Raw genomic sequence first — 21,735 nt, forward strand, 5'->3', positions numbered from 1 at the left:
CCGTGCCCCTCGCCAGCACCGGCGACCTGGTCGCCCGCGCCGCCGCGGCGCACTCCGCCGTCGCCGCCTTCAACATCATCACCCTGGAACATGTCGAGGCCGTCGTCGCCGGCGCCGAATCGGTCGCCGCACCCGTCGTCCTCCAGGTCAGCGAGAACGCGGTCAAGTTCCGCCACGGCCGTCTGCTGCCCCTGGCCCGCGCCGCGGTCACCGCGGCCGAGCGCGCCGACGTGCCCGTCGCCCTGCACCTGGACCATGTGCAGAGCGACAGCCTGCTCCGCCAGGCGGCGGACGCGGGATTCAGCTCCGTCATGTACGACGCCTCCCGGCTGCCCTACGCCGAGAACCTCGCCGCCACCCGCGCCGCGGCCGACTGGGCGCACGCCCAGGGGCTGTGGATCGAGGCGGAGCTGGGGGAAGTGGGCGGGAAAGCAGGGCGGTGGGAGGGGGGTGCGCCGCGCGGTCGGGAGGGGGGTGCGCCGCGCGGTCGGGAGGGCAGCGGGCCGGGCGGTCGGGAAGGCGCCGCTCCGGATGCGCGAGGCGGCGCCGCACGCCCGGCGCTCGACGCCCATGCGCCCGGCGCCCGTACCGACCCTTCCGAAGCCCGCGCCTTCGTCGCCGACTCCGCCGTGGACGCGCTCGCCGTCGCCGTCGGCAGCCGGCACGCCATGACCGCGCGCACCGCCGCCCTCGACCACGACCTGATCAAGGACCTGTCGGCCGCCCTGGACGTCCCGCTGGTGCTGCACGGCTCCTCCGGCGTCCCGCACCGCGAACTCACCGCCGCGGTCGCGGGCGGCATCGCCAAGGTCAACGTCGGCACCGCCCTCAACACCGCGATGACCGGCGCCATCCGGGCGTACCTCGCCGCACACCCGGAGGCGGTCGACTCCCGCGGCTATCTGACCGTCGGGAGACAGGCCATGGCCCGGACCGTCGCGGACCTCCTCGGAGTGGTGGACCGTACCCGCGCCCGGCCTACCGCCTGACCGCCTTCAGCACCACGAACTTCGGGTCGCTCGCCATCAGCCGGCTGTTGCCGAACAGGCGGCGCAGCTTGATGTGGTAGCCCAGATGGCGGTTGCCGACCACCCACAGCTCCCCGCCCGGCCGCAGCACCCGCCGTGCCCCGCTGAACATCCGCCAGGCCGTGGCGTCGGTGGTCGCCTGGTGGGAGTGGAACGGGGGGTTGTTGAGCACCAGGTCGACACTGCCGTCCGGCACCCCGGCGAGCCCGTCGCCGACCCGGAACTCGGCGTGACCGGGCACCCCGTTCGCCTTGTAGGTCGCCTCCGCCGAGGCCACGGCCTGGAACGACTCGTCGGTGAACAGCACCTCGGCGCCGGGGTCGGCCAGCGCCACCGCCGTGCCCACCACACCGTTGCCGCAGCCCAGGTCCACTACGCGCCGGGCACCGCGGTCCGGGAGATGCCCGAGGAAGAACCGGGTGCCGATGTCGAGGCGCTCGGAGCAGAACACCCCCGCGTGGTTGACGACGGTCCGTCCGGAGACCGGGCCCACGTCGTCGGGGAGGGTGTAGCTGAGCGGCCACGGGTTGGCGGGGCGTTCCAGCGCCGGATCCGGTGTGCAGAAGATCAGCCGCGCCTTCCGTTCGGCGAGGGAGGTGCGGGTCGGTCCGAGGATCCGCTCGAACAGCCGGAGCGTGGAGGTGTGGATCTCCTTGGCCATGCCGGTGCCGACGACCACCGTGCCCGCGTGCACCGCCGGTGCCAGCCGCAGCAGCTGGTCCTCGAGCAGGGCCAGGCTCTTGGGCACCCGCACCAGCAGCACGTCGATCCCGGCGGGCGGCGGGTCCTGTGTGGTCAGCAGCGGCACCGTGCCCGGCGCGACCCCGGCGCGGGCCAGGTTGGCCCGGGTCGCCTCCTGCGCGAGATGCGAGTCGGTGATCTGCACCGGCTCGTGCGCCGCGAGCGCCGTGACCAGAGCGCCCCAGCGGTCACCGACGACCACGACCGTGCCGGACAGCGGAACCCGTTCCTGCGCCAGATGTCCGAGCAGATAGGAGTCGGAGGCGTCCCAGGCGCGCAGCTTCTCGCGCGGGTCCTTGGGGAAGCGGGCCAGCGCGAGCTCGCCCCACGGCGTCGTCATCATACGGTCGCTACGGTCGTCCATCGTGCGTCCAGGCTAGCGGAGCCGCAGCTCAGGCCCGGTCGGGCAGGATGGGAGGCATGGATGCCGAGCTGTTCCCCCGGTCTCGCGGCGAGATCGCGCCCGGCGCGGTGCACCTGCCGGACTGGCTGGACGCCGGGCGGCAGCGCGAGCTGCTCGCGGCCTGCCGGGAGTGGGCGTGCCCGCCCGCGGGACTGCGCACGGTCCGCACCCCCGGCGGCGGCACCATGACCGCCCGCCAGGTGTGCCTGGGCCTGCACTGGTACCCGTACGGCTACGCCCGCACCGTCGTCGACGGGGACGGCGCCCCCGTCAAGCCCTTCCCGGCCTGGCTCGGCGACCTCGGCCGCCGCGCGGTCGCGGACACCCTCGGCACCGGGGCCGCGGCGGATGCGGCGTACGACATCGCCCTGATCAACTTCTATGACGCCGACGCCCGCATGGGCATGCACCGGGACAGCGACGAACGGACCGACGCACCCGTGGTGTCCCTGAGCCTGGGGGACACCTGCGTCTTCCGCTTCGGCAACACCGAGAGCCGAGCCCGCCCCTACACGGACCTCGAGCTGTGCAGCGGTGACCTGTTCGTGTTCGGCGGCCCGTCCCGGTTCGCCTACCACGGGGTGCCCCGGGTGCACCCGGGCACCGGGCCGCCGGAGTTGGGACTCACCGGGCGGCTGAACATCACGCTACGGGTCAGCGGCCGGTAGGCGACGGGATCATGGGAGACTCCCCCTCATGAGCGGCAAGGCGGACCCCCGTACGGCGGGGGACGGGACCACCTCGAGGACGCGGCTGGACCGGGGGCGCGGTGCGCTCGGTCCCGCGCTGGAGCTCGTGCACACCGGACGAGCCCCCACCCGGGCGGTGCTCACCGCCGAACTCGGCGTCACCCGCGCCACGGCGGGCGCGGTCGCCGCCGAACTGGAGGCGCTCGGTCTGATCAGGGTGGACGCCCGCCCCGGCGCGCCGGCCGGCTCCCAGGGCCGCCCCTCCCACCGGCTGGCGGTCGCCGAGGACGGCCCCGTCGCCCTAGCCGCCCAGGTCCACGCCGACGGCTTCCGGGCGGCGCTGGTCGGCCTCGGCGGGCGGATCGTGGCCACCACGCCCGGCTGCGAGGTCGTCGACGCCGATCCGGCGAAGGTGCTGGGTTCGGTGGTCGAGGCGGGCGCCGGACTCCTCCGGCAGACCGGGCGGCGCTGCGTCGGCTCCGGCCTCGCCGTGCCGTCCGCGGTGGCCGAACCGGAGGGCCTCGCCCTCAACCCGCTGCACCTGGCCTGGCCGGCCGGCTCGGCCGTCCGCCGCATCTTCGCCGAACAGGTGCGTGCCGCGGGCATCGACGGACCCGCGTTCGCCGCGAACGACGTCAACCTCGCCGCGCTCGCCGAGCACCGGCACGGCGCCGGACGCGGGGCCCGCGACCTGCTGTGCGTGGCCACCGGCCACCGGGGCGTCGGCGGCGCCCTCGTTCTCGACGGCCGCCTCCACACCGGCAGTTCCGGGCTCGCCCTGGAGGTCGGCCATCTCACCGTCAACCCCGAGGGACGGCCCTGCCACTGCGGCAGCCGCGGCTGCCTGGACGTGGAGGCCGATCCGCTGGCCTTCCTCACCGCCGCCGGACGCGAGCCCGGCCCCGAGGTGTCGCTGCTCCAGCAGTCCGACGACCTGATCCGCGGCCACTACGCCGACCCGGCCGTCCGTACCGCCGCCGAGTCACTCATCGACCGCCTGGGCCTCGGCCTCGCCGGTCTGGTCAACATCCTCAACCCGGACCGCATCATCCTCGGCGGGCTGCACCGCACCCTGCTCGACGCCGACCCGGACCGGCTGCGCGCCGTGGTCGCCGACCGCAGTCTGTGGGGCCAGAGCGGCGGCGTCCCCATCCTGCCCTGCACACTGGACCACAACAGCCTGGTCGGCGCAGCCGAGCTCGCCTGGCAACCGGTCCTCGACGACCCGCTCGCGGCCCTGGGCGTGTCCTAGCCCGGCCCCGGTCGGCATCGGACGCCCCGCGCCGGTTCTCCGTCGGGATCCTCCGTACGGGCCCTCGCCCACGGCGAGCGCAGGCCGTGGCGCGATCCGGCGCCGCAGTTGCGGCATCCCGAGTCCGCCGTCCGCGGAGCACGCCCCCGTCGGTCGTGGTGTCGCCGCCCAGCAGGAGCGGGCCGGCTTGCCCCGCCTCCACCAGCGAGCGTCCGGCGTCCGGCATCGGCCGGTCCGTGGCGTGGTGGGAGCGGGACATACGGCACAGCACCCCGATGCGGCGGCCTGCCGGTGTGTCACGAGGCCTGGGGAGCGGGTGAGATGACCGAGGATCACCCGGTGCGAGACGGGAGGCCCGGTTCACCGCAGAGGAGTTCCGGGGTGTCCAGCGGCACCCGTACCCGGCTCCAGACGGACGGCGATGGGCGCCCCGTGGCGTTGGTGCGCCTCGGCAGCCGACGACATCGTCCAGCGGGCATGCGCGCTTCGAGGGTGGGGAAGCCGCCCGCCACCTTGACCAGCCCGGCGCACACGCCGAGGCCCCGATGCCCTCCGCCGGCTCGGCGACGAACACCTGGGCGGGCCGCCGGCGCAGCGCCGCGAGCGTCTCCTCGGCGCAGTGGACGTCCTGGTGCAGTCCCGTCGCGGCCACCGGATGTACGCCCGTCTCCCGGGCCGGGCGGCGGATCCGCGGCCCGCCGGCCCGGCCCGTACGGCGTCCACCGCACCGCCCCCGCCGTCGTCCAGCGCCCGGACCACGGTCGGTCGGGCCCGTGCCGCGACCCGCTCGCCGGCTCCCGGCCGGGCAGCCGGGGGCCGGTGGGAAGCACGTGGTCGTGGACCAGAGCCAGGGCGTGGCGCGGCCGGTCGGCGCCTCTCCCGGCGACGCGGTCGGCAGCCGGGCCCCGGTCACCCCGGCGGGCAACCGGATCGCCGGTCCGGAGCTCAACCCGGGCCGGCAGGACGGGGTCCGGTCCGGGGCACCGCCGTCGGACTCGCCACGTTCGGCGCCGCACACCGGACCCGGGTCGGGGGGCGGGGCCGGCCGGCGGCAGCCGGCGGACCGGCCGCGCCACTGCCCGCGTGCGGCGGCGTGCCGCGGGGCCGTCGCCGTCGAGTGGGTGTCCCCGGAGCGGGGGAGGTCACCGCCCGGTCAGCCGGCAACGGCCGACCGGGCGGGAGCGGGTTGCGGCGCGACGGCCTCGACCGCGGCCCCGATGTCGGCGAACGCCCCGGCGGGCACGTCCTCGACCAGGCGCCGCGCCGGCCGGGCCACGGCTGCCGGGGACGGGGCGGGTCTGGGCAGCGTGAACCAGACGACCTTGCCGGACGCGCCGTCCGGCCGGGCGCCCCAGCTCTCGCTCAGCGCGGCGACCATGGCGAGACCGCGGCCGGTGGTCGCGAGCGGATCGGCGGCGTCCACCACGGGAAGCCGCGGGTCGTGGTCGCGCACCGAGACCGTGACCCGGTCGAGCAGCAGCTCGATCTCCACGGTGCACGTCTTGTCGGGGCGGGCATGGAGGTGGACGTTGGTCAGCAACTCCGTCACACCGAGCGCCGCCCGGTCGATCAGGGAATCCAGATGCCAGTAGCGCAACTGCGCAGATACGATTCTGCGGACCTGGCCGATCCGCGACGGCAGGGCTTGGAGCTCCACCGTGCAGTGCCTGCTTGGGTGACTGATCACGGCTGCGACTCCCCGACATAGAGGTCCGGAAGAACACGACGTACGGATCCAGCAGGCGTCTGCGTCGCACCGCCGCCTGCTGTCCTGACCGGCGGGCTGGTTCGCAGCGTTATCGCCGGTAAACCCAGAGTGACGTGAGAACAGCGTGACGCAAGGGGTGCGGTACCGCAACTTACGGACATGTTCAGCCGCTGCGCCCCGCCGCCCGGCGTACGGCCTCGATGAAGCGGCGCGCGGCGGGCGGCCCCGGTTCGCCCGGAGCGGGGTCACTGCCGCCGAGGGTCAGCAGGTAGCGCCTGCCGCCCAGCTCCGCCAGCGCACGGTCGCCGCCGGCGAACCAGGGCCGGGAAGCGCGCACCGACTGTACCGGGGCGCTGTCGATCTCGCTGCCGTAGCTGGTGAGCAACTCCAGCCTGCCGCCGCTGATCCGGACCTTCCCCGCCCGGGTGAGCGAGCGCAGCCGCTGGTCGATCCGCACCCCCGTGGCCGTGAACTCCGGCTCCGCCATGCCGCCGCCCCCTCGTAGCGCGTCGGTGTGCCGGACCGGGCCCCGCGTGGCCGGTGCCGGCTCGTGCCGTGCTCCAGTGTGCACCCGGCGCGACAGTCCGCCGGGACATCTCCCACCGGGTGCAGTCTGCCCGTCCCAGGGCCCCGGCACCAGTACGCGCCGTCGCGTAGCGGGGCGCGGGGAAGCACTCGCGCGAAGGCGCCCCATCCGCCGGACAGCCGCCGCCGGCACGGTGGGCAGCGGCGTGTCGGACAGTGCCCCTCAGTGCGCCTTGGGGGCGCTCAAAGATGCGTTTATGCAGGTGAGAAGCGTGCCGAAGGTGCCTATGATCGGTGTGTCGGGCGCGTGACGCGCCGTCGGCGCGCAGCAGAAGGAGTCCCGCCGTGACCACCTCCCCACCGATCCGGACCGCCCGCACCACCCTGGACGTCGACCGCAGCGACGCCGCCTACCGGGCCTGGCTGAAAGATGCGGTGCGCAAGGTCCAGGCCGACAACAACCGCTCGGCCGACACGCACCTGTTGCTCTTCCCGCTCCCGGAGCGGTGGGGCATCGACCTCTACCTCAAGGACGAGTCCACCCATCCGACCGGCAGCCTCAAGCACCGGCTCGCCCGCTCCCTGTTCCTCTACGGACTGTGCAACGGCTGGATCCGCCCGGACCGCCCGGTGATCGAGGCGTCCAGCGGTTCGACGGCGGTCTCCGAGGCGTACTTCGCCAAACTGATCGGTGTCCCCTTCATCGCCGTCATGCCGCGCTCCACGAGCACCGAGAAGATCCGCCTGATCGAGTTCCACGGCGGCCGGTGCCACTTCGTGGACGACTCCCGCAGGATGTACGAGGAGTCCGCCCGTCTCGCGGCGGAGACCGGCGGCCACTACATGGACCAGTTCACCTACGCCGAGCGGGCCACCGACTGGCGCGGCAACAACAACATCGCCGAGTCGATCTTCCGTCAGCTGCGGCTGGAGCGGTTCCCCGAACCCGCCTGGATCGTCGCCACGGCCGGTACCGGCGGCACCTCGGCGACCCTCGCCCGCTATGTGCACTACATGCAGTACGACACCCGTATCTGCGTCGCCGACCCGGACAACTCCTGCTTCTTCGACGGCTGGAGAACCGGCGACCCGGACGTCACCTGCGACCGCGGCTCCCGGATCGAGGGCATCGGCCGGCCGCGCATGGAACCGAGCTTCGTGCCCGGCGCCGTCGACCGGATGATGAAGGTGCCCGACGCGGCCAGCGTCGCCGCCGTACGGGCCCTGGAGGGGGCCATCGGCCGCAAGGCGGGCGGCTCCACCGGCACCGGGCTGTGGAGCGCGCTGAAGATCGTCGCCGAGATGGTGGCCGAGGGGCGCCGGGGCAGCGTGGTGACGCTGCTGTGCGACCCGGGGGACCGTTATCTCGACAAGTACTACTCGGACGCCTGGCTGGCCGAACAGGGCCTGGACATCGCGCCGTACACGGAGGCGATCGAGTCCCTGCTGCACACCGGGGTATGGCCCGACTGACCGTCCCGGGGCGGACCGGCCGCGCGGCGGCTCACCCGGCCGCCAGCCGCCGGTCCAGTGCGGTGACCGCGCCACGGAACGCCCGCGCCAGTCCCGGACCGGCCCGCCCGAGGACGGAGCGGAACGGTGCCGTGCCGTCCGCCGCGACCGTCCACTGCACCCGCGTACCGGTCCCCGTCGGCGTCAGCCGCCACGCCTCGGCCATCGCGTGGACGCCCGGCGCGTTGGTGACGTCCACGCGGTAGGCGTACACCTCGGGCTCCCTCGCCGCGAGGATGGTCTCCGCGAAGCGCATGCCGCCCCGGAGCCGGATCTCGCGGCCCGCCCCCTCCCGGGTGGGCCGGGCGTACGTCACCGCGGAGAACCACTCGGTCCAGCCCGGCACGTCCTCGGCGAGCGCACGGAACACCCGCTCCGGCGGCGCGGAGATCTCCCGCGCGAAGACCAGACGTACGTCGGCGGCCTCGACGAAGTCGAGCTCCACCGGACGAAGTCGGCGTGTCATGGACGCAACCCCCTTCGGCGCAGCCGCACCGCGCGGCTCGGTCGGGCGGTCGGCCGGGCAGGCAACCCTAGCTGCCGGTACACCGGGTGTCAGTACGTCACGTGCCGGGGTCGGTCAGTCGTCGAGGCCGGTCCGGCCGTCGCCCGGCTCGCCCGCCACCACCAGCCGCAGGTGCTCTGCGACCTCCGCCCGCGCCTGGGCGGGCAGCCCGCCGTCGGTCACCAGCGTGTCGACGCGGTCCAGCGCCGCGAACGAACTCAGCCCCACCACGCCCCACTTGGTGTGGTCGGCGACCACCACGACCCGCCGCGCCGACCGCACCAGCCGCCGGTTGGTCTCGGCCTCCGCGAGGTTGGGTGTGGACAGGCCCGCCTCGACCGATATCCCGTGCACCCCGAGGAACAGCACGTCGAAGTGGAGCGCTGCGATCGCCTGGTCGGCGACCGGCCCCACCAGCGAGTCGGACGGGGTGCGCACCCCGCCGGTCAGCACCACCGTCGCCGCACCCGGCCGGGCCCCCGAAGTGCGCTGCGCCGCATGGAAGACGTCGGCCACCCGCACCGAGTTGGTCACCACGGTCAGGTCCGGCACATCCAGCAGCCGGTGCGCCAGCGCGAACGTCGTCGTACCGCCCGACAGCGCGATCGCCGCGCCCGGTGCGACCAGTTCGGCCGCGGCCCGCGCGATCAGTTCCTTCGCACCCTGCTCCAGACCCGACTTCGCTTCGAAGCCCGGCTCGTGGGTGCTCGCCTCCGCCACCGGCACCGCGCCGCCGTGCACCTTCTCCAGCACGCCCTGCCGGGCGAGCGCGTCCAGGTCACGGCGCACCGTCATGTCCGAAACGCCGAGCCTGCGCGTCAGCTCGTTGACCCGGACACCGCCCCGGCGGCGGACCTCGTCGACGATCAGGGCACGGCGCTGCTCCGCGAGGAGGTTCTGATTCTCACTCACGTCGCTTCCGGTCCTTTCGCCGCAGATGGATCCGACACGCCCGGCTCACCCGGCTGGACAAGGAAATTCTCCCCGGTCCGGTGCGCGGACGTCCCATCCTCGCACGCCCCGCCGCGCGCCGCGCCATCGGCTGACGGCCGTGGGCATGCCACTCCGGGCCACTCTGCCCCGTCCGTGCGGCCGTCCGTGTGGCCCGTGCGGCCGTCCGTGTGCCGTCCGTCGTCCGGTCCGCGGAGACACGGATCGGGGAGATTCCGTGCCGGGGGGTGTGCCCGGAACGCCCAGGAGCGATCCTGGTCCCCGCACGGACAGAGCCGACGGCACGTCACGGGGGAAGTGCAGACAGTGGAGAAGGCGCAGCAGCGGCCCGCCGCCGAAGGCCCGGACCGGTCCGGGCCCTCGGCGGCGGGCACCGGCACCGCACTGGAACTGCTGGTGCACGGGGTGGGCGGCACGACACCGGAGAAGATGCTCGACGATCCGCGCACCGTGCGGATCACCGGCGACGGCATAGCCGCCGTCTTCCGCCGCACCGAGGACGCCGACGCCGAGTCCCGGCCCGAGGACTACCGGGGCCGGCCGGTGCCCGAGGCCTACGTCTGGTGCAACCTCACCTCCGGCAACGCCACCCGTGCCCTGTGGCTGCTGCTCCTGCCCTTCATGGTGGTCAACCTCGCCCACTGGATGCGGCCGCCGGCCCGCGGCCGGAAGCGGACCGTGCGCCTGTACGGGCTGCTGGTGCGGCTCGCCGGGCTGACCCTCACGGTGCTGCTCGTCGCCGGGGCCTGCGAGGTCGCCCTGGACATAGCGGCCTGGCAGTGCGCGGGCACGCCCGCGTGCGCGGACCGGCACTCATGGCTGGGCTTCCTCTCCCCGACCGGACCGGACGGCGGCTGGTGGAGCCTGCCCGGCCGCAGGCTGGCCGTCGCCGCCCTGGTGCCCGCCGGACTCATCGGGCTGCTCTGGTACCTCTCCCTGCGCACCTGGCGCGCCTACGAGGCCCAGGAGCCGCTGGACCGCACCCCCGAGGCCGGTGAACCCGCCGGTCCCACCGCACTGGACCGGCCAGGGTTCTGGTACGGCCGCCGGCTCGTGGCCCGGCTGCGCGCCGCGCACACCGCGGCGGGGCTGCTGACGGTCGCCGCCGCGGTCGGTGCCCCGGCCGCCCGCTTCGACCGCGGCTCCGGCGGTCCCGCCCTGCTCGACACCCTGGGCTGGGCCCTGCTCGCGGCGCTGATCGCGGGCGGCGCCGTGGTGGTCGGCGTGGTCTGCCGCCGGGGACGCAGCGAGAACCGCCTCGACCGCACCCTCGACGAGCATCTCGTACTCCGCCTGCCGTGCGCCGCTCTCGTACTGCTCGTGCTCGCGGTGGGGTACGCCGGCTGGGACCGGCCCGGCTGGGAGACGGCGGGCCGGCTGCCGGGCGACGCGACCTTCGGCGGTATCGCCCTGGCCCAGGGCCTGCTGATCGTCGCCCTCGGCGTGGTCGCCCACCTGCTGTACCGCACCGACCCGGACCCCCGTGCGGCGATGCGCGGTCTCGGCGGGCCCGCGGTCGCCTTGCTGGCCTGTGCCCTGGGCGGGGTGATGTCCGGCGGCGTCGCCGAGCGGGTGTCGGACTGGCTGGACGGCACGGCCACCTCCATCCCCGGTCCGCCGGTGCTGCTGACCTGGCAGGCCTCCGTGATCCCGCCGCTGCTCGTGCTGGTCCTGCTGCTCTGTGGCGCCCTCGCCCTGCGCACCTGGTGCCGCGCCCGCGCCGAACGCCCCGCCGTGGCGGACACGTACGACGCCTCCGGACGGGCCGCCGCCGGCCAGGGACCGGGGGCGGGCGGCGACCAGGAGCTCGGCGACGGACCGCGGACGGCGGCGGGCGAGCCGGGGACCGCCGGAGGGCCGGGGACCGCCGGGGGGCCGGCGGACTCCGGCGCGGGTGCGCGCGAGGCCGCCGGCGAGTGGCCGGGCGGCCCGGGTGGGCCGGAAGCCTCCGGTACGCAGGGGAGCGCCCGGGGGGAGGAGCCGGGATCCTCGGGCGGGCAGGGGAGCACCCACGGGGAGCCGGGACCCCCCGGTGGGCGAGGCGCCTCCGGCAAGCAGGGCGCACCCGGTGCGCCGGGAACCTCCGGTGAGAACGGCACAGCCGGCGCGCCGGGCACCCACGGCGGGGGGCCCGGCTCCGCACGGACGCGGCGCATCGCTGCCGTGCGGGCGATGGCCACCCTCACCGACCGCGTGCCCCTCGTCGTCGCGGTCACCGCCGCCGCGACCCTCCTCGCCGGAGCCGGAGCCCTCGTGGGTGCGCTGACGACCGACCGTGTCCCGGCCGAAGCCGCCCGCGACACACCCGCGTTCGTGCACGGTGCCGCACAGACCGCGCAGGCCCTGGGCTCCTGGCTGATCGGCCTCGGCTTCGTCCTGTTCGTCACCTGGGGCCGCCGCGCCTACAAGGACGCCGCCGCCCGCCGCACCATCGGCATCCTCTGGGACGTCGGCACCTTCTGGCCGCGCGCCGCCCACCCCTTCGCCCCGCCCTGCTACGCCGAACGGGCGGTGCCCGACCTGACCTGGCGCATGGCCACCTGGACCCGCGCCACCGGCGGGCGGCTGGTCCTGTCCGGGCACTCCCAGGGCAGCGTGCTCGCCGCCGCGGCGGCCTGGCAGCTGGAGCCGGCCACCCGCGGACGGGTCGCCCTGCTCACCTACGGCTCACCGCTCGAGCGGCTGTACGGCCGCTGGTTCCCGGCCCACTTCGGACCGGCCGCGCTCGGGTCCCTGCACCGGCAGATCGACTGCTGGCGCAACCTCTACCGGCTCACCGACCCCATCGGCGGGCCGGTGCGGCTGCCCGGCGAGCACGGCACCGAGGTGGACCGCGAGCCCCTCCAGGACCCCCTCGCGCACGGCCGCACCGACGCTCATCCGCTGCCCGCGCCGATCCTCGGCCACTCCGACTACCAGGACGACCCGGTGTTCGCCGAGGAACGCCGACGGCTGCTGGCCCGGCTCCGCCCGGAGGTGCCCGCGCCCCGCACCGCCGGCGGCCGACCCAGGTGATCTCGAAGCCGTGAGAGATCAGCCGGACTACACGTTCGGCGACCTGCCGCGCGCGGGAGGGGCTCGGCCGGGGCCCGTCCGGCGGATCAGGTCGCAGGGAAGCGGCGGCCCCGGACCAGCCCGGGACGGTTCTTCCCGGGGGAGTGCCCATGCCTCACCGCCCTTGGAGAATGCGGACGGTGAGGACGGCCGTGTCAACGGGTTGGACAGGTCGGTCGCCGGTTTCCCGCCCCCAGCCCCGTTCGGCTACCCCGCTCCGTCCCGGTCGCCCGCCCGGCGTTTCCTCAGGCGTGTGCCGAGGCCGACCAGTGCAGCGGCGGTACCCGTCACGAGGACGCCCACCGCCAGTGCGACCGGGTGCCTGGGGTCCGGGTCGCCGTGTCTGCCGTCCGGTGTGCTCGTCGGGTCGTTCCGTGGTGTGCCGACTGTCGGTGCTCCTGGCGAAGGGGACGGGGAGCGGGGTGGCACGGAACCGGTCGTGCTGGGTGACGGATCCGGTGTGGTGGTCGTACCCGACGTCGAACGGGCGGTCCCCGCTCCCGGCCCCGCGACCGCGGGCGACCCGCCGGAGGTTCCGGAACCCCTTCCGCCGGGCCCAGGCCCCGCCCCCGTCCCAGGCTCCGCCCCCGCCCCCGCCTCCGCCCCCGCCCCCGTCCCAGGCCCCGTCGCCGTCACCGGCTTCGTGACGACGAGCGACTGCAGGACGGTGTTCTGTCCGGGGTCCACCGTGCAGGCCGCGTTCATCGTGCCCACCGGGGTCAGGTTGCCGTACGCGTCCCTCGGGGTGAGGTGCAGGCCGAGGTGGCCGACGGTGACCTTCGCGGTGCCCTGCCGGGGGAAGGTCACGGAGGGCGCGGTGCCCTCGGCGGACATCTCGAAGGCGCCGAAGGCCGGAATGCGGGTCCGCGGGATCGTCATGGGCACGGCCAGGCGGCTGTCGCCCTGCGGCGCGGACACGGTGGCGGTCCCGTCCACCGAGCCCTCCAGGGTCCGCGCGCCGACGAGCGGGGCCAGCCCGGTGAAGCTCGCGTCCACCGTCGCCACGCCGTTCACGGCCGCTCTCGGGCTGGAGCCGCCGGCTTCGAGCGAACTCGGGAGGTCCGTGCTGATCCTCATCGTCACCGGCGTGGTGCCGATCCCCGTGAACGCGCAGGTGTAGCTCAGCTCGATCGACACCGGCTGCGCGGAGGCGGGCGGGGTGCCCCACGTTGCCATGATGCCCAGCACGGCCGTCGTCGCCCCGGCTGCTCCCAGGACCGCCGCCCCGGTGCCGTACGTCCGCGTGCGGCCGCGGGCCGTGGCGCGGCCGGCGCTCATCGGCTCCCGCCTTCCGCCGGCTGCTCGTGTTGCCGGTGGGTCTCGGCCAGGCAGTCCCGCAGCCGTGCGTGGCGGAACTGGTAGACGGCGCCGGTCTGGCGCAGTACGCCTCGAGCGCGGGCGTCGTCCAGGAAGGCGTTCACCCTCCAGGGAAGGCGTCGGGACAGGGGCAGCCACAGGCGGACCAGGACCACCCACCGGCCCCACGCGGTCAGTGTGCCGACCCCGACCGCGGCCGCCAGTCCGGCCCCGATCCCGGCCGGCAGGCCGAATGCGAAGCCGTTGAAATGAGTGACAGCGGTTCCGAATCCGAGCCCGAGGACCAGCCCCACCGCGGCGACCTGGACGAGCACGATGGTGCGATTCGCGCGCAGTAGATCCGTTGCGCTGACCGACTCCTCCGGCTTGGCATCCGTCTCGAGCCAGGCAACCAGGGCGAGGACGATCCCGACCGCCAGTCCGAGCAGGGGCCCGGCCACGAGCCAGTTCCCGAAGAGCAGGGCGACCAGGTACCAGGAGTGGGACAGGAGCATCGCGTAGACCGCGGTTCCGCCACCGAAGACGATCCCGAAGACCAGTCCGCCGGCCAGCCCGCCGCCGACTCTGGGGAGGAGGCTCTCCCGCACTCTCCTCGACCTCTCCCCCCTCGACTCGCCGTGTAATCGGATCTGCATGCGGGACGGCTTGAACGCGCCGCTGGCCTCGGTCCTCGACGCGAATCCGTGCATGAGCCCGAAGGCCAGCCCGATTCCCAGCACATTCAGGAACATCGTCAGGAGCGCCGCCGGAGGGCCGTCCATGAGGACGTGGACGAGAGCGACCGCCGTCCCCGACACGAGCCCGCACAGGGCTCCGGACACGGCCATCCGCGCCGGCAGTCTCATGGTCGTGCCCAGCTGCCACCACTCGATGTCCTGCGCGCCGGTGTCGCGTACACATGGCAGCTGTGCGTCCGTCTTCTGTCTCTTCAGGTGCGTGGCGAGGTAGCCGAGCCAGTGACCTGCGCGCTCGGCGCTCCAGCGTCGGCGTTTCGGGACAGACAGATTGAGGATGCGGTCGTACCTCGTGGGGACGAAGGCCTCCAGGAGACGCTTCTCCAACGCGTCCCTGGAGCCGGATTCCCCGACCTTCAGCAAGCGTTCGGGATCGCCGCCGGAGGCATAGGCCTCGGCCATGGTGAGCATCAGGGGAGTGGTCAGTACGGCGGCGAGCTGGGCGGTGGCCCGGTCGTCGGAGCGGCTGCTCAACCGCTCCAGGACGGGTGCCCATCCGGTCGAGGCACCGAGGCGGGCGGAGCAGTCGTCGAGGGTGAGTGCCGTCAGTTCGATCCCCGGAAAGAGCCCTTGGCTCGGCACGACGCCGCTGAGCGCCTCGTGGCGGCTCGTCAGCAGCAACGGCAGCTCGAAGGCCCCGAGCTGCCGCAGCGCGGGTTCGTAGAGGTTCTCCGCCATCTCGTCGAACCCGTCCAGGATCACCAGCACGTGGCCCCCCACGATCAGTTCAGCGGCCCATGTCCCCCTGTAGGGGAGCCGCCTGGCCAGGAAGGGGTGATCCTGCTCCAGCCGGTCGACAAGCCAGTCCCACAGGGACGTGACGGTGGGGTCCCATGATCCCGGACCGAAGATCACCGGCACTGGTCCGTTGCCGGTCCAGTCGGCGTCCTCCAGCCGGGCCTGCGCGAAACGCCGGACCAGGACGGTCTTGCCCGAGCCGGCACCGCCCAGCACCAGCAGCTGGCTGCACCTGTCCTTCAGGTAGACGGCTGCGATGCTCTCCAGCGGACCTGCCAGGTCCAGCGGGGAAGCGTCCGCCAGTGCCGCCGAGGTCTCCCGGGCGCCGTTCCTCCGACCGGTCAACTCCTCGGGTGCCGCTCGGCAACGCAAGGGCAGCGCATGCCCGCTCCGTAACTGCTGCTGGAACTGGTCCCGCCTCAGGTCGAGGCGGATCCTCTGTCTGAGGGTATGGAGGGCGTCGTCCACCGGATCGCCGCTCGGCGGGCGGGGGCCCGGAGACGTCGGTTCCGCGGCTGTGATGTCGGCCAGTTCAGGCGGGCCGTCGCCGTACCGTTGCAGGAGTGCCGCGAGCGCGGCGTCGTCGGTGAAGCTCCGGGCCGGACAGGCGTGCAGGCGGCGGTTGGCGAACGCGTGGTCATCGTGGACGACGACGCCGACGAGACGGCCCTGGCAGAAGACCGCGCTGCCGGAAGCTCCGGCCCAGGCTTGCCCACCGTCCGCACGCATCTCCGGCACGGCCTCTTGGTCCAGGACGTACAGGTCCTGGGCGCCGACACCGCCGGCCTGAGGAGGCAGCTTTCCCCTCAGGTGCTCCACCTTGTGCTGCCCGTCCCGGAAAGTTGCCGAAGGGTACCCAAGACCCTGATAGGACAGCGGGGTGTTGCCGACGGGGCGACCCCAGCGCACCGTACCGGGCACCTCGACCTCGTCGTCCAGCAGCAGCAGAGCGACATCGCGTTTCTCCGGGTCGGTCCAGCGCACCGATGCCCGGCACCGGTGCACGTCGGGGTCCTGGGGATGCCCCACACGCACATTGATCTGGGCCCATGGCGTGCCCTTGCTCTCCTCGACGACGTGCCGGGCCGTCAGCACCAGGCGGGGACCGATCAGATAGCCCGTGCCGATACGGAGGACCCCAGCAGCATCACCGCCGCGGATCAGAGCCAGTCTCCTGCGGTCCAACTCAGCCCTCGTCAGCCCAGGAGCCGGACGCCTGACGACTGATTTCCGGACTTGCACCGCCCGTGGCCCGGTCCTTGACCTGCAGCTTCAGCGTCAGCTTGTGTCCTCGGACCGAGGAGTGCGATCCGCCCCCGCCCACGGTCGCCACCCCGAACTGCAGCTTCCCCTCGCCCTTGCCGTCGTTGCGCAGTTCGAGCAGCAACTCCAGCTCGGCCTCCTCGATCTGAAAGGCGAACTGCTGCTGGGCTCCCCGGTCCTGGGCCTGGTAGAGCTCTTGCCGCAGTTCCTCGATGGCTGCGGCCAGCCCGATCACCGCCATGGCTACTCCCCGTCGGCTGTGAGGTTCAGGAATGAGTGGCGCCGGTCCCGGTACGCGATCTCACCTCGCGGGTCCCGGAAGGCGGGCGCGGCGCATGCCCTCGTCGGCGGTGTCGACCGGCAGCGGACCCGCCGGTGAACGAACCCGTATCTGCCTCTCGTCGAGGGCGTCGACCCGGGGCGCTCGAGGGTGGCGCAGCTCTTCCTGTCGACGTAGATCCGTTCGTCCGGGATGCCTGCTGCCCCCAGGGCGTCGAGTTGGCGTTCCGGGCACTGCTTGCTGGTGGAGACTCGGGCGTACGCGCGTTCCCGCCCCAGGGCGGCATGCCGCCGGTCGGTTGCCATGGCCGTACCGTACTGGAAGCGTCTCCTCGCGGAACGACTTGCGGAAGGTTGACGGGGGATCTCCGCAACGCCGATATCCTGATGGGAAGCCACGGCACGGACCGACGGCGCCGGGCCCGGACGACAGCAGGCGTCACCACCGGCGACCCTGGGGCGAACGAGTGACGGGCCGGACCCCTCAGGGCGCCAAGACCAACCCCTGCGCCCCTGTGAACCGTATCTGGGTGCAGGCCCCTTCAGGAGCGTTCGGGCAGGTCCTCGACGTAGAGCAGCGTCAGGTCGTCCGTGCTGGGGTCGGCCAGCTGGGCGACCCGTCCCGCGTGCCGCTCCACCATCGCCTCGAACGTCTGCCGGGCGGTGCGGCCGTTGCCGAAGGCCGGCCCCTTCGGAATCGCCGTGAAGTACGCGAGGAGTGCCTCGCCCGCGCCGGGCGCCAGCCGGTACTCGTGCTCGTCGGCCTGCTGCTCCACGATCCGCAGCAGTTCCTCGGGCCCGTAGTCGCCGAAGGTGATGGTCCGTGAGAAGCGGGACGCGACCCCGGGGTTGACCGAGAGGAACCGCTCCATCTCGGCGGTGTACCCGGCGACGATCACCACGACCGCGTCCCGGTGGTCCTCCATCAGCTTCACCAGGGTGTCGATGGCCTCCTTGCCGAAGTCGCGGCCCGCATCCTCCGGAGACAGCGCATACGCCTCGTCGATGAACAGCACACCGCCGCGCGCCCGTTCGAAAGCCTCCTGGGTACGGATCGCCGTGGAGCCGATGTGCTCGCCGACCAGGTCCACCCGGGAGACCTCGACCAAGTGGCCCTTGTCCAGGACGCCGAGGGAGGCGAGGATCTCGCCGTACAGCCGGGCGACCGTCGTCTTGCCGGTGCCGGGGGAACCGGTGAAGACCAGATGGCGCTTGACCGACGCCGCCTTGAGCCCCGCGCGCTGCCGACGCCGGCCCACCTCGATCATGTCGGTGAGGGCCCGTACCTCCCGCTTGACGCTCTCCAGGCCCACCAGCGCGTCCAGTTCACCCAGCACCGCCTGCGAGGTCCGGGCCGAGTGCTCCGGGTCCGCGGCCGTGACCAGCGGTTCCTGTTCGGTGCTGCGCTGCCCGGGGATCGCGCCGAGCAGCCCCGGCGTCCGGTCCACCGTCTGCACGGCCGTCTCCCGGGCCGGGGGCGGCGGTCTCACTCCCGCGCTCTCGTCACTGGTGCAGTCCTCCACCAGCGGACCGGCGTCCGGGGAGGACGCGTCGGGGCCGGCCTCCGCGAACTCGTACCCGCCGCGGGCGCAGCGCTCCGTACGGCACTTGCGGAGCGTGGTGCGGCAGCCGTCGATCACATGGAATCCGTAGCCGCCGCTGCCCGTCACACGGCAGCCGACGAAGCTGCCGCGGCCGCCCGCGGACACATAGACACCGGCCTCCGTGGGGGAGTCCACGGTGCAGCGCTCGACGGTCGGGTCGGCCCCCTTGGTGACGATCACACCGGTTCTCGTGCCGTCCAGGGTGCAGTTGCTGAGCGTCCCCCCGCTGCCGTGGTCGCGGAACCAGGCACCCGTCGCCGCCTCGCGGATCCGGCAGTCGTCGAGCTGGGCGGTGGCGCCGTCGCTCACCGACACGGCCGTGTTGCGTACCTGGGAGAGGTCGCTGTCGACGACGTCCGCGCGTGAGCCGCGGTCCAGTACGAACAGCGCGTCGGGCACGTCGTGCACCCGGCACGAGTCCAGCACGGCGGTGGCGCCGTCGCTGACCCATACGGCCGGATAGTCGCCGGTGCTGTCGAAGATCTCGCACTGGTTGGCGTCCACCCGGGTGCCCGGGTCCCACACCGACAGACCGTTGCGCCCGAACTGCCGCACGCTGGTGCGGGTCAGGGTGAGTACCGAGCGGGACCGCAGATCGACCGCGTTCTCCGGGATGTCGTGGATACGGCAGTCGGCCAGCGTCAGCACGGCGTCGGTGTCGAGGGTGACCCCGTCGGCGGTGGCGCGGTGCACCTCGCAGTCGGTGAGGTGCCCGGTCGCCCGGGCGGTGAGGTGCACCCCGCTGCCACGCACCTCGTAGACCTCGCAGCCGACGGCCTCCAGCGCGGACGCCTCACCCGTCGCCGTCAGGCCGGAGCCGGCCGCGTGGTGGACCCGGCAGCGCTCGAGGCGAGGCCGGGCGCCCGAGCGCACTGCGACCCCCGCCTGGCCGGCCGCGACGACCTCGCAGTCCTCGAACACCCCGCCCCCGCCGTCGACCACGGCGATACCGATGCCCGCCGGGTTGTCGACGCTGCACCGGCGCACGGTGGGCCGCGCGTCGCCGCGGACCTCGATCCCGGCGGCGGACCGGGTGACCACGCGGACGTTCAGCAGCTCCGGGGTGCCCTCCTCGACGAGCAGCGCGGGCGCCGCCGCGTCCTGCCCCTCCACATGCAGGTCCTGCACCACGGCGGAGGCCCGCACCACCAGCGGCACCCCGTCCGCGGGAGCGATGCGCACCGACCCGTGCGCCCCCTCCGGGCCGCGCAGCGTCACCGCCCGCTGGACGACGAGATTCTCCCGGTAGGTGCCCGGGGCGACGGTGAGGACGTCACCGTCGGCCGCGGCCTCCAGGGCGGCGGCGAGCGATGCGTACTCACCCGTGCGGCGCCGCCACCGCGATGCGCCGGTGTGCGTCACCTGGACCGTGCCCTGTGCCATGGCGTTGCTGTGCCCCCACCTCGTCGTACTGTGGCTCGTCGTACTGATGGCGCGTACTGATTGCTCGCGGTGCTGCTGATGGCTCGTTGTCGTACTGCCGGCTCGTTCTGACGCTTCGTTCGCCCTCGGGGCGCGCCTGCGCGGCGCTCTCCTGCGCGGACCGGGCCGAACCCGGTTCGGCCCGGTCCACCGTAGCGTGCGCGCAGCCCGTGGGTTGACCGGAGGCGCAACCCCGTCAACCGCCCGTGCCGGTGCGGTCCCAGTCCACTTGCGCCCGGTGCCGGGCCTGGTCCGGCCGGGCGTCGGGACGACGCGGCAGCCGCCGGACGGGCCGGGACCCGGCCGTGGTGCGCGGGGCCGTCGGCCCCCGTCCGGTCGGCGAGGACTCCGCGGCGCAGGTTCCCGCGGGCGGACGACTCCGGGTCGAGCGACGCGGGAGCGGGGTCAGCAGCAGTGGCGTCGACGCCCGGTGGGCGCCGGGCGTGCGCTAGGCGACCGCGGTGACGGGGTCGCCGACACGGACCGTGCCGGGGCCGAGGGGGACGAGGTTCTGCCCGAACACCAGCTTGCCGTCGCGGCGGCGGTGCCTCCCCAGGGTGTGCAGGGGCTCCCGGCCGCGCCCGGCGGTGGTCTGGTCGGTGGTGGTCACCACGCACCGCCCGCAGGGCTTGGCGACGCGGAAGGCCACCTCGCCGATCGTCACGCGTGACCAGCCGTCCTCGGCCCACGCCTCGGTGCCGGACACCACCACGTTGGGCCGGAAGCGGTTCATCGGCAGGGGGCCCTCGGCCGCGTGGTCGCCCCCCGCGATCAGGGCGTTGAGGGCGTCGAGCGAGGCGGTGGTGGTGAGCAGCAGCGGATAGCCGTCGGCGAAGGAGACGGTCTCGCCCGGCAGCGCGTACCGAGGATCGACGGGGCGGCGCGCGGCCGGGTCGTCCATGTGCACCAGGCGCCCGCCCATCCCCAGCAGGGCACTGCACCAGGTGTGCACGGCCGGGTCCGGAGCGAGCACCGCGTCCACCTTGTCCCGGAAGATCTCCACCGGCACCGTCTCCCCCTGCCGCGGCACCGGCACCGTCAGCGGCCGGGCCCCGGGGGCGGACAGCCGGACGCCGCCGCCGGGCAGCAGCTCGGCGGCGGCCAGCGCGAGGCGCGGCTGCTGACGTTGTGTGACGACCCTTCCCCCGTCGTCGATCAGCATCCAGCGGCGGTCTCCGGCCAGCCCCCAGGGCTCCACGACGGCCTCCCGGGGCGCCTGGCCCCGCAACGCCTTGACCGGGTGGATGCGGATCGACTTCAGGTGCGTGTTCCCCATGCGCCCATCGTGCCAGGTGGCACCGACAGGCCGGGGAAGGGCTCAGTAACCGCGGTACTGCTGGTTGTTGTACGGATCCTGGTACGGCGCCGGGGCGGGCCGGGGCGCCGCGGGGCGCATCGCCTCGTATCCCGCGGGTCCGGGGGCGACCGGCCGGGGCGGCTGCGGCTGCTGCGGGCCGGGATAGCCGCGCGGCGCCGCCTGCTGCGGGATGTAGGCGGTGTGCGCCTGCTGCAGCGGAGCGGGCTGCGGCGCATACGCCTGCGGGTAGCCGTAGGAGGGCTGGGACGGGGCCGCCGGGAGGGCGGGCAGTGCGGACGGCAGCGCGGGCAGGTGGCTGCCCGGCGCGTCGTACGCGGCGGGGACCCGGATCGGGGCGATCTGCGGGGTGCCTCGCTCGGCCACGAGCGAGTCGTAGATCGGGGTGTCCGGGAAGGCAGCGGAATAGTAGCCGCCGCCATAGGTGGAGCGGGGGGAGGTCATGGCACATAAGTTAAGCCCACGATGTGCTGGTTGGGGAGACCGATAAGAGGGTTGTTTTGCGCGTCCGCCGTGACCTGGGTTCCCCTATGTGAGTGAAGTTGGCGAAATGGGGCATACCTGTTCGGCGGTTTTCTGGTAAAGGCCGAGTTCCGGGCGGGTTACCGGCGGTTGGCGGCCCGGTCCCGGCCGCCGCTTCGAGCGCTCCGGAGGGCTTCCGCGGAGTGGGCGTGGGCCGGGCGGGTCAGAATGGA

17 protein-coding genes are annotated in these 21,735 nt (G+C 74.0%); 5 read left to right on the forward strand and 12 right to left on the reverse strand.

What is annotated here, in order from left to right:
• The first annotated feature begins 2 nt into the window (after nt 1-2).
• The gene (locus V5O46_RS11470; protein ID WP_332884423.1) at nt 3-989 is read left to right on the forward strand and encodes a class II fructose-bisphosphate aldolase; all 987 of its coding nucleotides are present in this window, start codon (nt 3-5) and stop codon (nt 987-989) included.
• Here V5O46_RS11470 and V5O46_RS11475 read toward each other — a convergent pair.
• The gene (locus V5O46_RS11475) at nt 979-2,109 is read right to left on the reverse strand and encodes a methyltransferase (RefSeq protein ID WP_408648967.1); all 1,131 of its coding nucleotides are present in this window, start codon (nt 2,107-2,109) and stop codon (nt 979-981) included. The genes V5O46_RS11470 and V5O46_RS11475 overlap by 11 nt on opposite strands.
• Before the next feature lie 80 nt (nt 2,110-2,189).
• On the opposite strand from V5O46_RS11475, the gene V5O46_RS11480 reads away from it, so the two are divergent.
• Both V5O46_RS11480 and V5O46_RS11485 read left to right on the forward strand, forming a co-directional pair.
• Entirely contained in the window at nt 2,190-2,840 is a 651-nt protein-coding gene (locus V5O46_RS11480; protein ID WP_332884425.1) for an alpha-ketoglutarate-dependent dioxygenase AlkB family protein, read from the forward strand.
• A gap of 28 nt (nt 2,841-2,868) precedes the next feature.
• Nucleotides 2,869-4,113: an ROK family protein gene (locus V5O46_RS11485; RefSeq protein WP_332884426.1), complete on the forward strand. Its 1,245-nt coding sequence runs from the start codon at nt 2,869-2,871 to the stop codon at nt 4,111-4,113.
• A gap of 1,153 nt (nt 4,114-5,266) precedes the next feature.
• Here V5O46_RS11485 and V5O46_RS11490 read toward each other — a convergent pair.
• The gene (locus V5O46_RS11490) at nt 5,267-5,800 is read right to left on the reverse strand and encodes an ATP-binding protein (protein ID WP_332884427.1); all 534 of its coding nucleotides are present in this window, start codon (nt 5,798-5,800) and stop codon (nt 5,267-5,269) included.
• A gap of 184 nt (nt 5,801-5,984) precedes the next feature.
• Nucleotides 5,985-6,308 (reverse strand): hypothetical protein, encoded by a 324-nt coding sequence (locus tag V5O46_RS11495; protein WP_332884428.1) that lies wholly within the window; start codon nt 6,306-6,308, stop codon nt 5,985-5,987.
• Between the two features lie 383 nt (nt 6,309-6,691).
• Here V5O46_RS11495 and cds1 point away from each other — a divergent pair, with 383 nt between their 5' ends.
• Nucleotides 6,692-7,819: an L-cysteine desulfhydrase Cds1 gene (gene cds1 / locus V5O46_RS11500; RefSeq protein WP_332884429.1), complete on the forward strand. Its 1,128-nt coding sequence runs from the start codon at nt 6,692-6,694 to the stop codon at nt 7,817-7,819.
• Between the two features lie 31 nt (nt 7,820-7,850).
• Here cds1 and V5O46_RS11505 read toward each other — a convergent pair whose 3' ends face one another.
• Both V5O46_RS11505 and V5O46_RS11510 read right to left on the reverse strand, forming a co-directional pair.
• Entirely contained in the window at nt 7,851-8,324 is a 474-nt protein-coding gene (locus tag V5O46_RS11505; protein ID WP_332884430.1) for an SRPBCC family protein, read from the reverse strand.
• A gap of 114 nt (nt 8,325-8,438) precedes the next feature.
• Nucleotides 8,439-9,275, reverse strand: a complete 837-nt coding sequence (locus tag V5O46_RS11510; protein WP_332884431.1) for a DeoR/GlpR family DNA-binding transcription regulator — start codon at nt 9,273-9,275, stop codon at nt 8,439-8,441.
• Between the two features lie 345 nt (nt 9,276-9,620).
• Between V5O46_RS11510 and V5O46_RS11515 the strand changes: the two genes are divergently transcribed.
• Nucleotides 9,621-12,329, forward strand: a complete 2,709-nt coding sequence (locus V5O46_RS11515) for a hypothetical protein (protein WP_408648968.1) — start codon at nt 9,621-9,623, stop codon at nt 12,327-12,329.
• A 246-nt stretch (nt 12,330-12,575) separates the two neighbouring features.
• Here V5O46_RS11515 and V5O46_RS11520 read toward each other — a convergent pair whose 3' ends face one another.
• The 7 genes from V5O46_RS11520 to V5O46_RS11550 all read right to left on the reverse strand — a co-directional run bounded on the left by V5O46_RS11520 (nt 12,576) and on the right by V5O46_RS11550 (nt 21,484).
• Entirely contained in the window at nt 12,576-13,646 is a 1,071-nt protein-coding gene (locus tag V5O46_RS11520; RefSeq protein WP_332884432.1) for a DUF6801 domain-containing protein, read from the reverse strand.
• On the reverse strand, nt 13,643-16,342 hold the full coding sequence (locus V5O46_RS11525; RefSeq protein ID WP_332884433.1) for a serine protease: 2,700 nt from the start codon (nt 16,340-16,342) through the stop codon (nt 13,643-13,645). Before V5O46_RS11525 ends, V5O46_RS11520 begins: the two co-directional genes overlap by 4 nt.
• 1 nt (nt 16,343) lies before the next feature.
• Entirely contained in the window at nt 16,344-16,661 is a 318-nt protein-coding gene (locus V5O46_RS11530; RefSeq protein WP_332884434.1) for a trypco2 family protein, read from the reverse strand.
• A 2-nt stretch (nt 16,662-16,663) separates the two neighbouring features.
• Entirely contained in the window at nt 16,664-17,005 is a 342-nt protein-coding gene (locus tag V5O46_RS11535; protein ID WP_332884435.1) for a recombinase family protein, read from the reverse strand.
• Nucleotides 17,006-17,241: 236 nt separating this feature from the next.
• Nucleotides 17,242-19,686: a right-handed parallel beta-helix repeat-containing protein gene (locus V5O46_RS11540; RefSeq protein WP_332884436.1), complete on the reverse strand. Its 2,445-nt coding sequence runs from the start codon at nt 19,684-19,686 to the stop codon at nt 17,242-17,244.
• Between the two features lie 487 nt (nt 19,687-20,173).
• Nucleotides 20,174-21,001, reverse strand: a complete 828-nt coding sequence (locus V5O46_RS11545) for an MOSC domain-containing protein (RefSeq protein WP_332884437.1) — start codon at nt 20,999-21,001, stop codon at nt 20,174-20,176.
• 42 nt (nt 21,002-21,043) lie between these two features.
• Complete coding sequence (locus tag V5O46_RS11550; RefSeq protein WP_332884438.1) at nt 21,044-21,484, reverse strand: DUF6643 family protein; 441 nt, start codon at nt 21,482-21,484, stop codon at nt 21,044-21,046.
• Nucleotides 21,485-21,735 lie beyond the last annotated feature (251 nt).

The organism is Streptomyces poriticola, from assembly GCF_036689765.1.
Lineage (GTDB): Bacteria > Actinomycetota > Actinomycetes > Streptomycetales > Streptomycetaceae > Streptomyces > Streptomyces poriticola.

Excerpts from the sequence above, each read along its gene's own strand:
- V5O46_RS11475 (WP_408648967.1), bottom strand. The coding sequence starts at position 2,109 with ATGACGACGCCGTGGGGCGAGCTCGCGCTGGCCCGCTTCCCCAAGGAC.
- V5O46_RS11480 (WP_332884425.1), top strand. The coding sequence starts at position 2,190 with ATGGATGCCGAGCTGTTCCCCCGGTCTCGCGGCGAGATCGCGCCCGGC.
- V5O46_RS11485 (WP_332884426.1), top strand. The coding sequence starts at position 2,869 with ATGAGCGGCAAGGCGGACCCCCGTACGGCGGGGGACGGGACCACCTCG.
- V5O46_RS11495 (WP_332884428.1), bottom strand. The coding sequence starts at position 6,308 with ATGGCGGAGCCGGAGTTCACGGCCACGGGGGTGCGGATCGACCAGCGG.
- V5O46_RS11505 (WP_332884430.1), bottom strand. The coding sequence starts at position 8,324 with ATGACACGCCGACTTCGTCCGGTGGAGCTCGACTTCGTCGAGGCCGCC.
- V5O46_RS11520 (WP_332884432.1), bottom strand. The coding sequence starts at position 13,646 with ATGAGCGCCGGCCGCGCCACGGCCCGCGGCCGCACGCGGACGTACGGC.
- V5O46_RS11530 (WP_332884434.1), bottom strand. The coding sequence starts at position 16,661 with ATGGCGGTGATCGGGCTGGCCGCAGCCATCGAGGAACTGCGGCAAGAG.
- V5O46_RS11535 (WP_332884435.1), bottom strand. The coding sequence starts at position 17,005 with ATGGCAACCGACCGGCGGCATGCCGCCCTGGGGCGGGAACGCGCGTAC.
- V5O46_RS11540 (WP_332884436.1), bottom strand. The coding sequence starts at position 19,686 with ATGGCACAGGGCACGGTCCAGGTGACGCACACCGGCGCATCGCGGTGG.
- V5O46_RS11545 (WP_332884437.1), bottom strand. The coding sequence starts at position 21,001 with ATGGGGAACACGCACCTGAAGTCGATCCGCATCCACCCGGTCAAGGCG.
- V5O46_RS11550 (WP_332884438.1), bottom strand. The coding sequence starts at position 21,484 with ATGACCTCCCCCCGCTCCACCTATGGCGGCGGCTACTATTCCGCTGCC.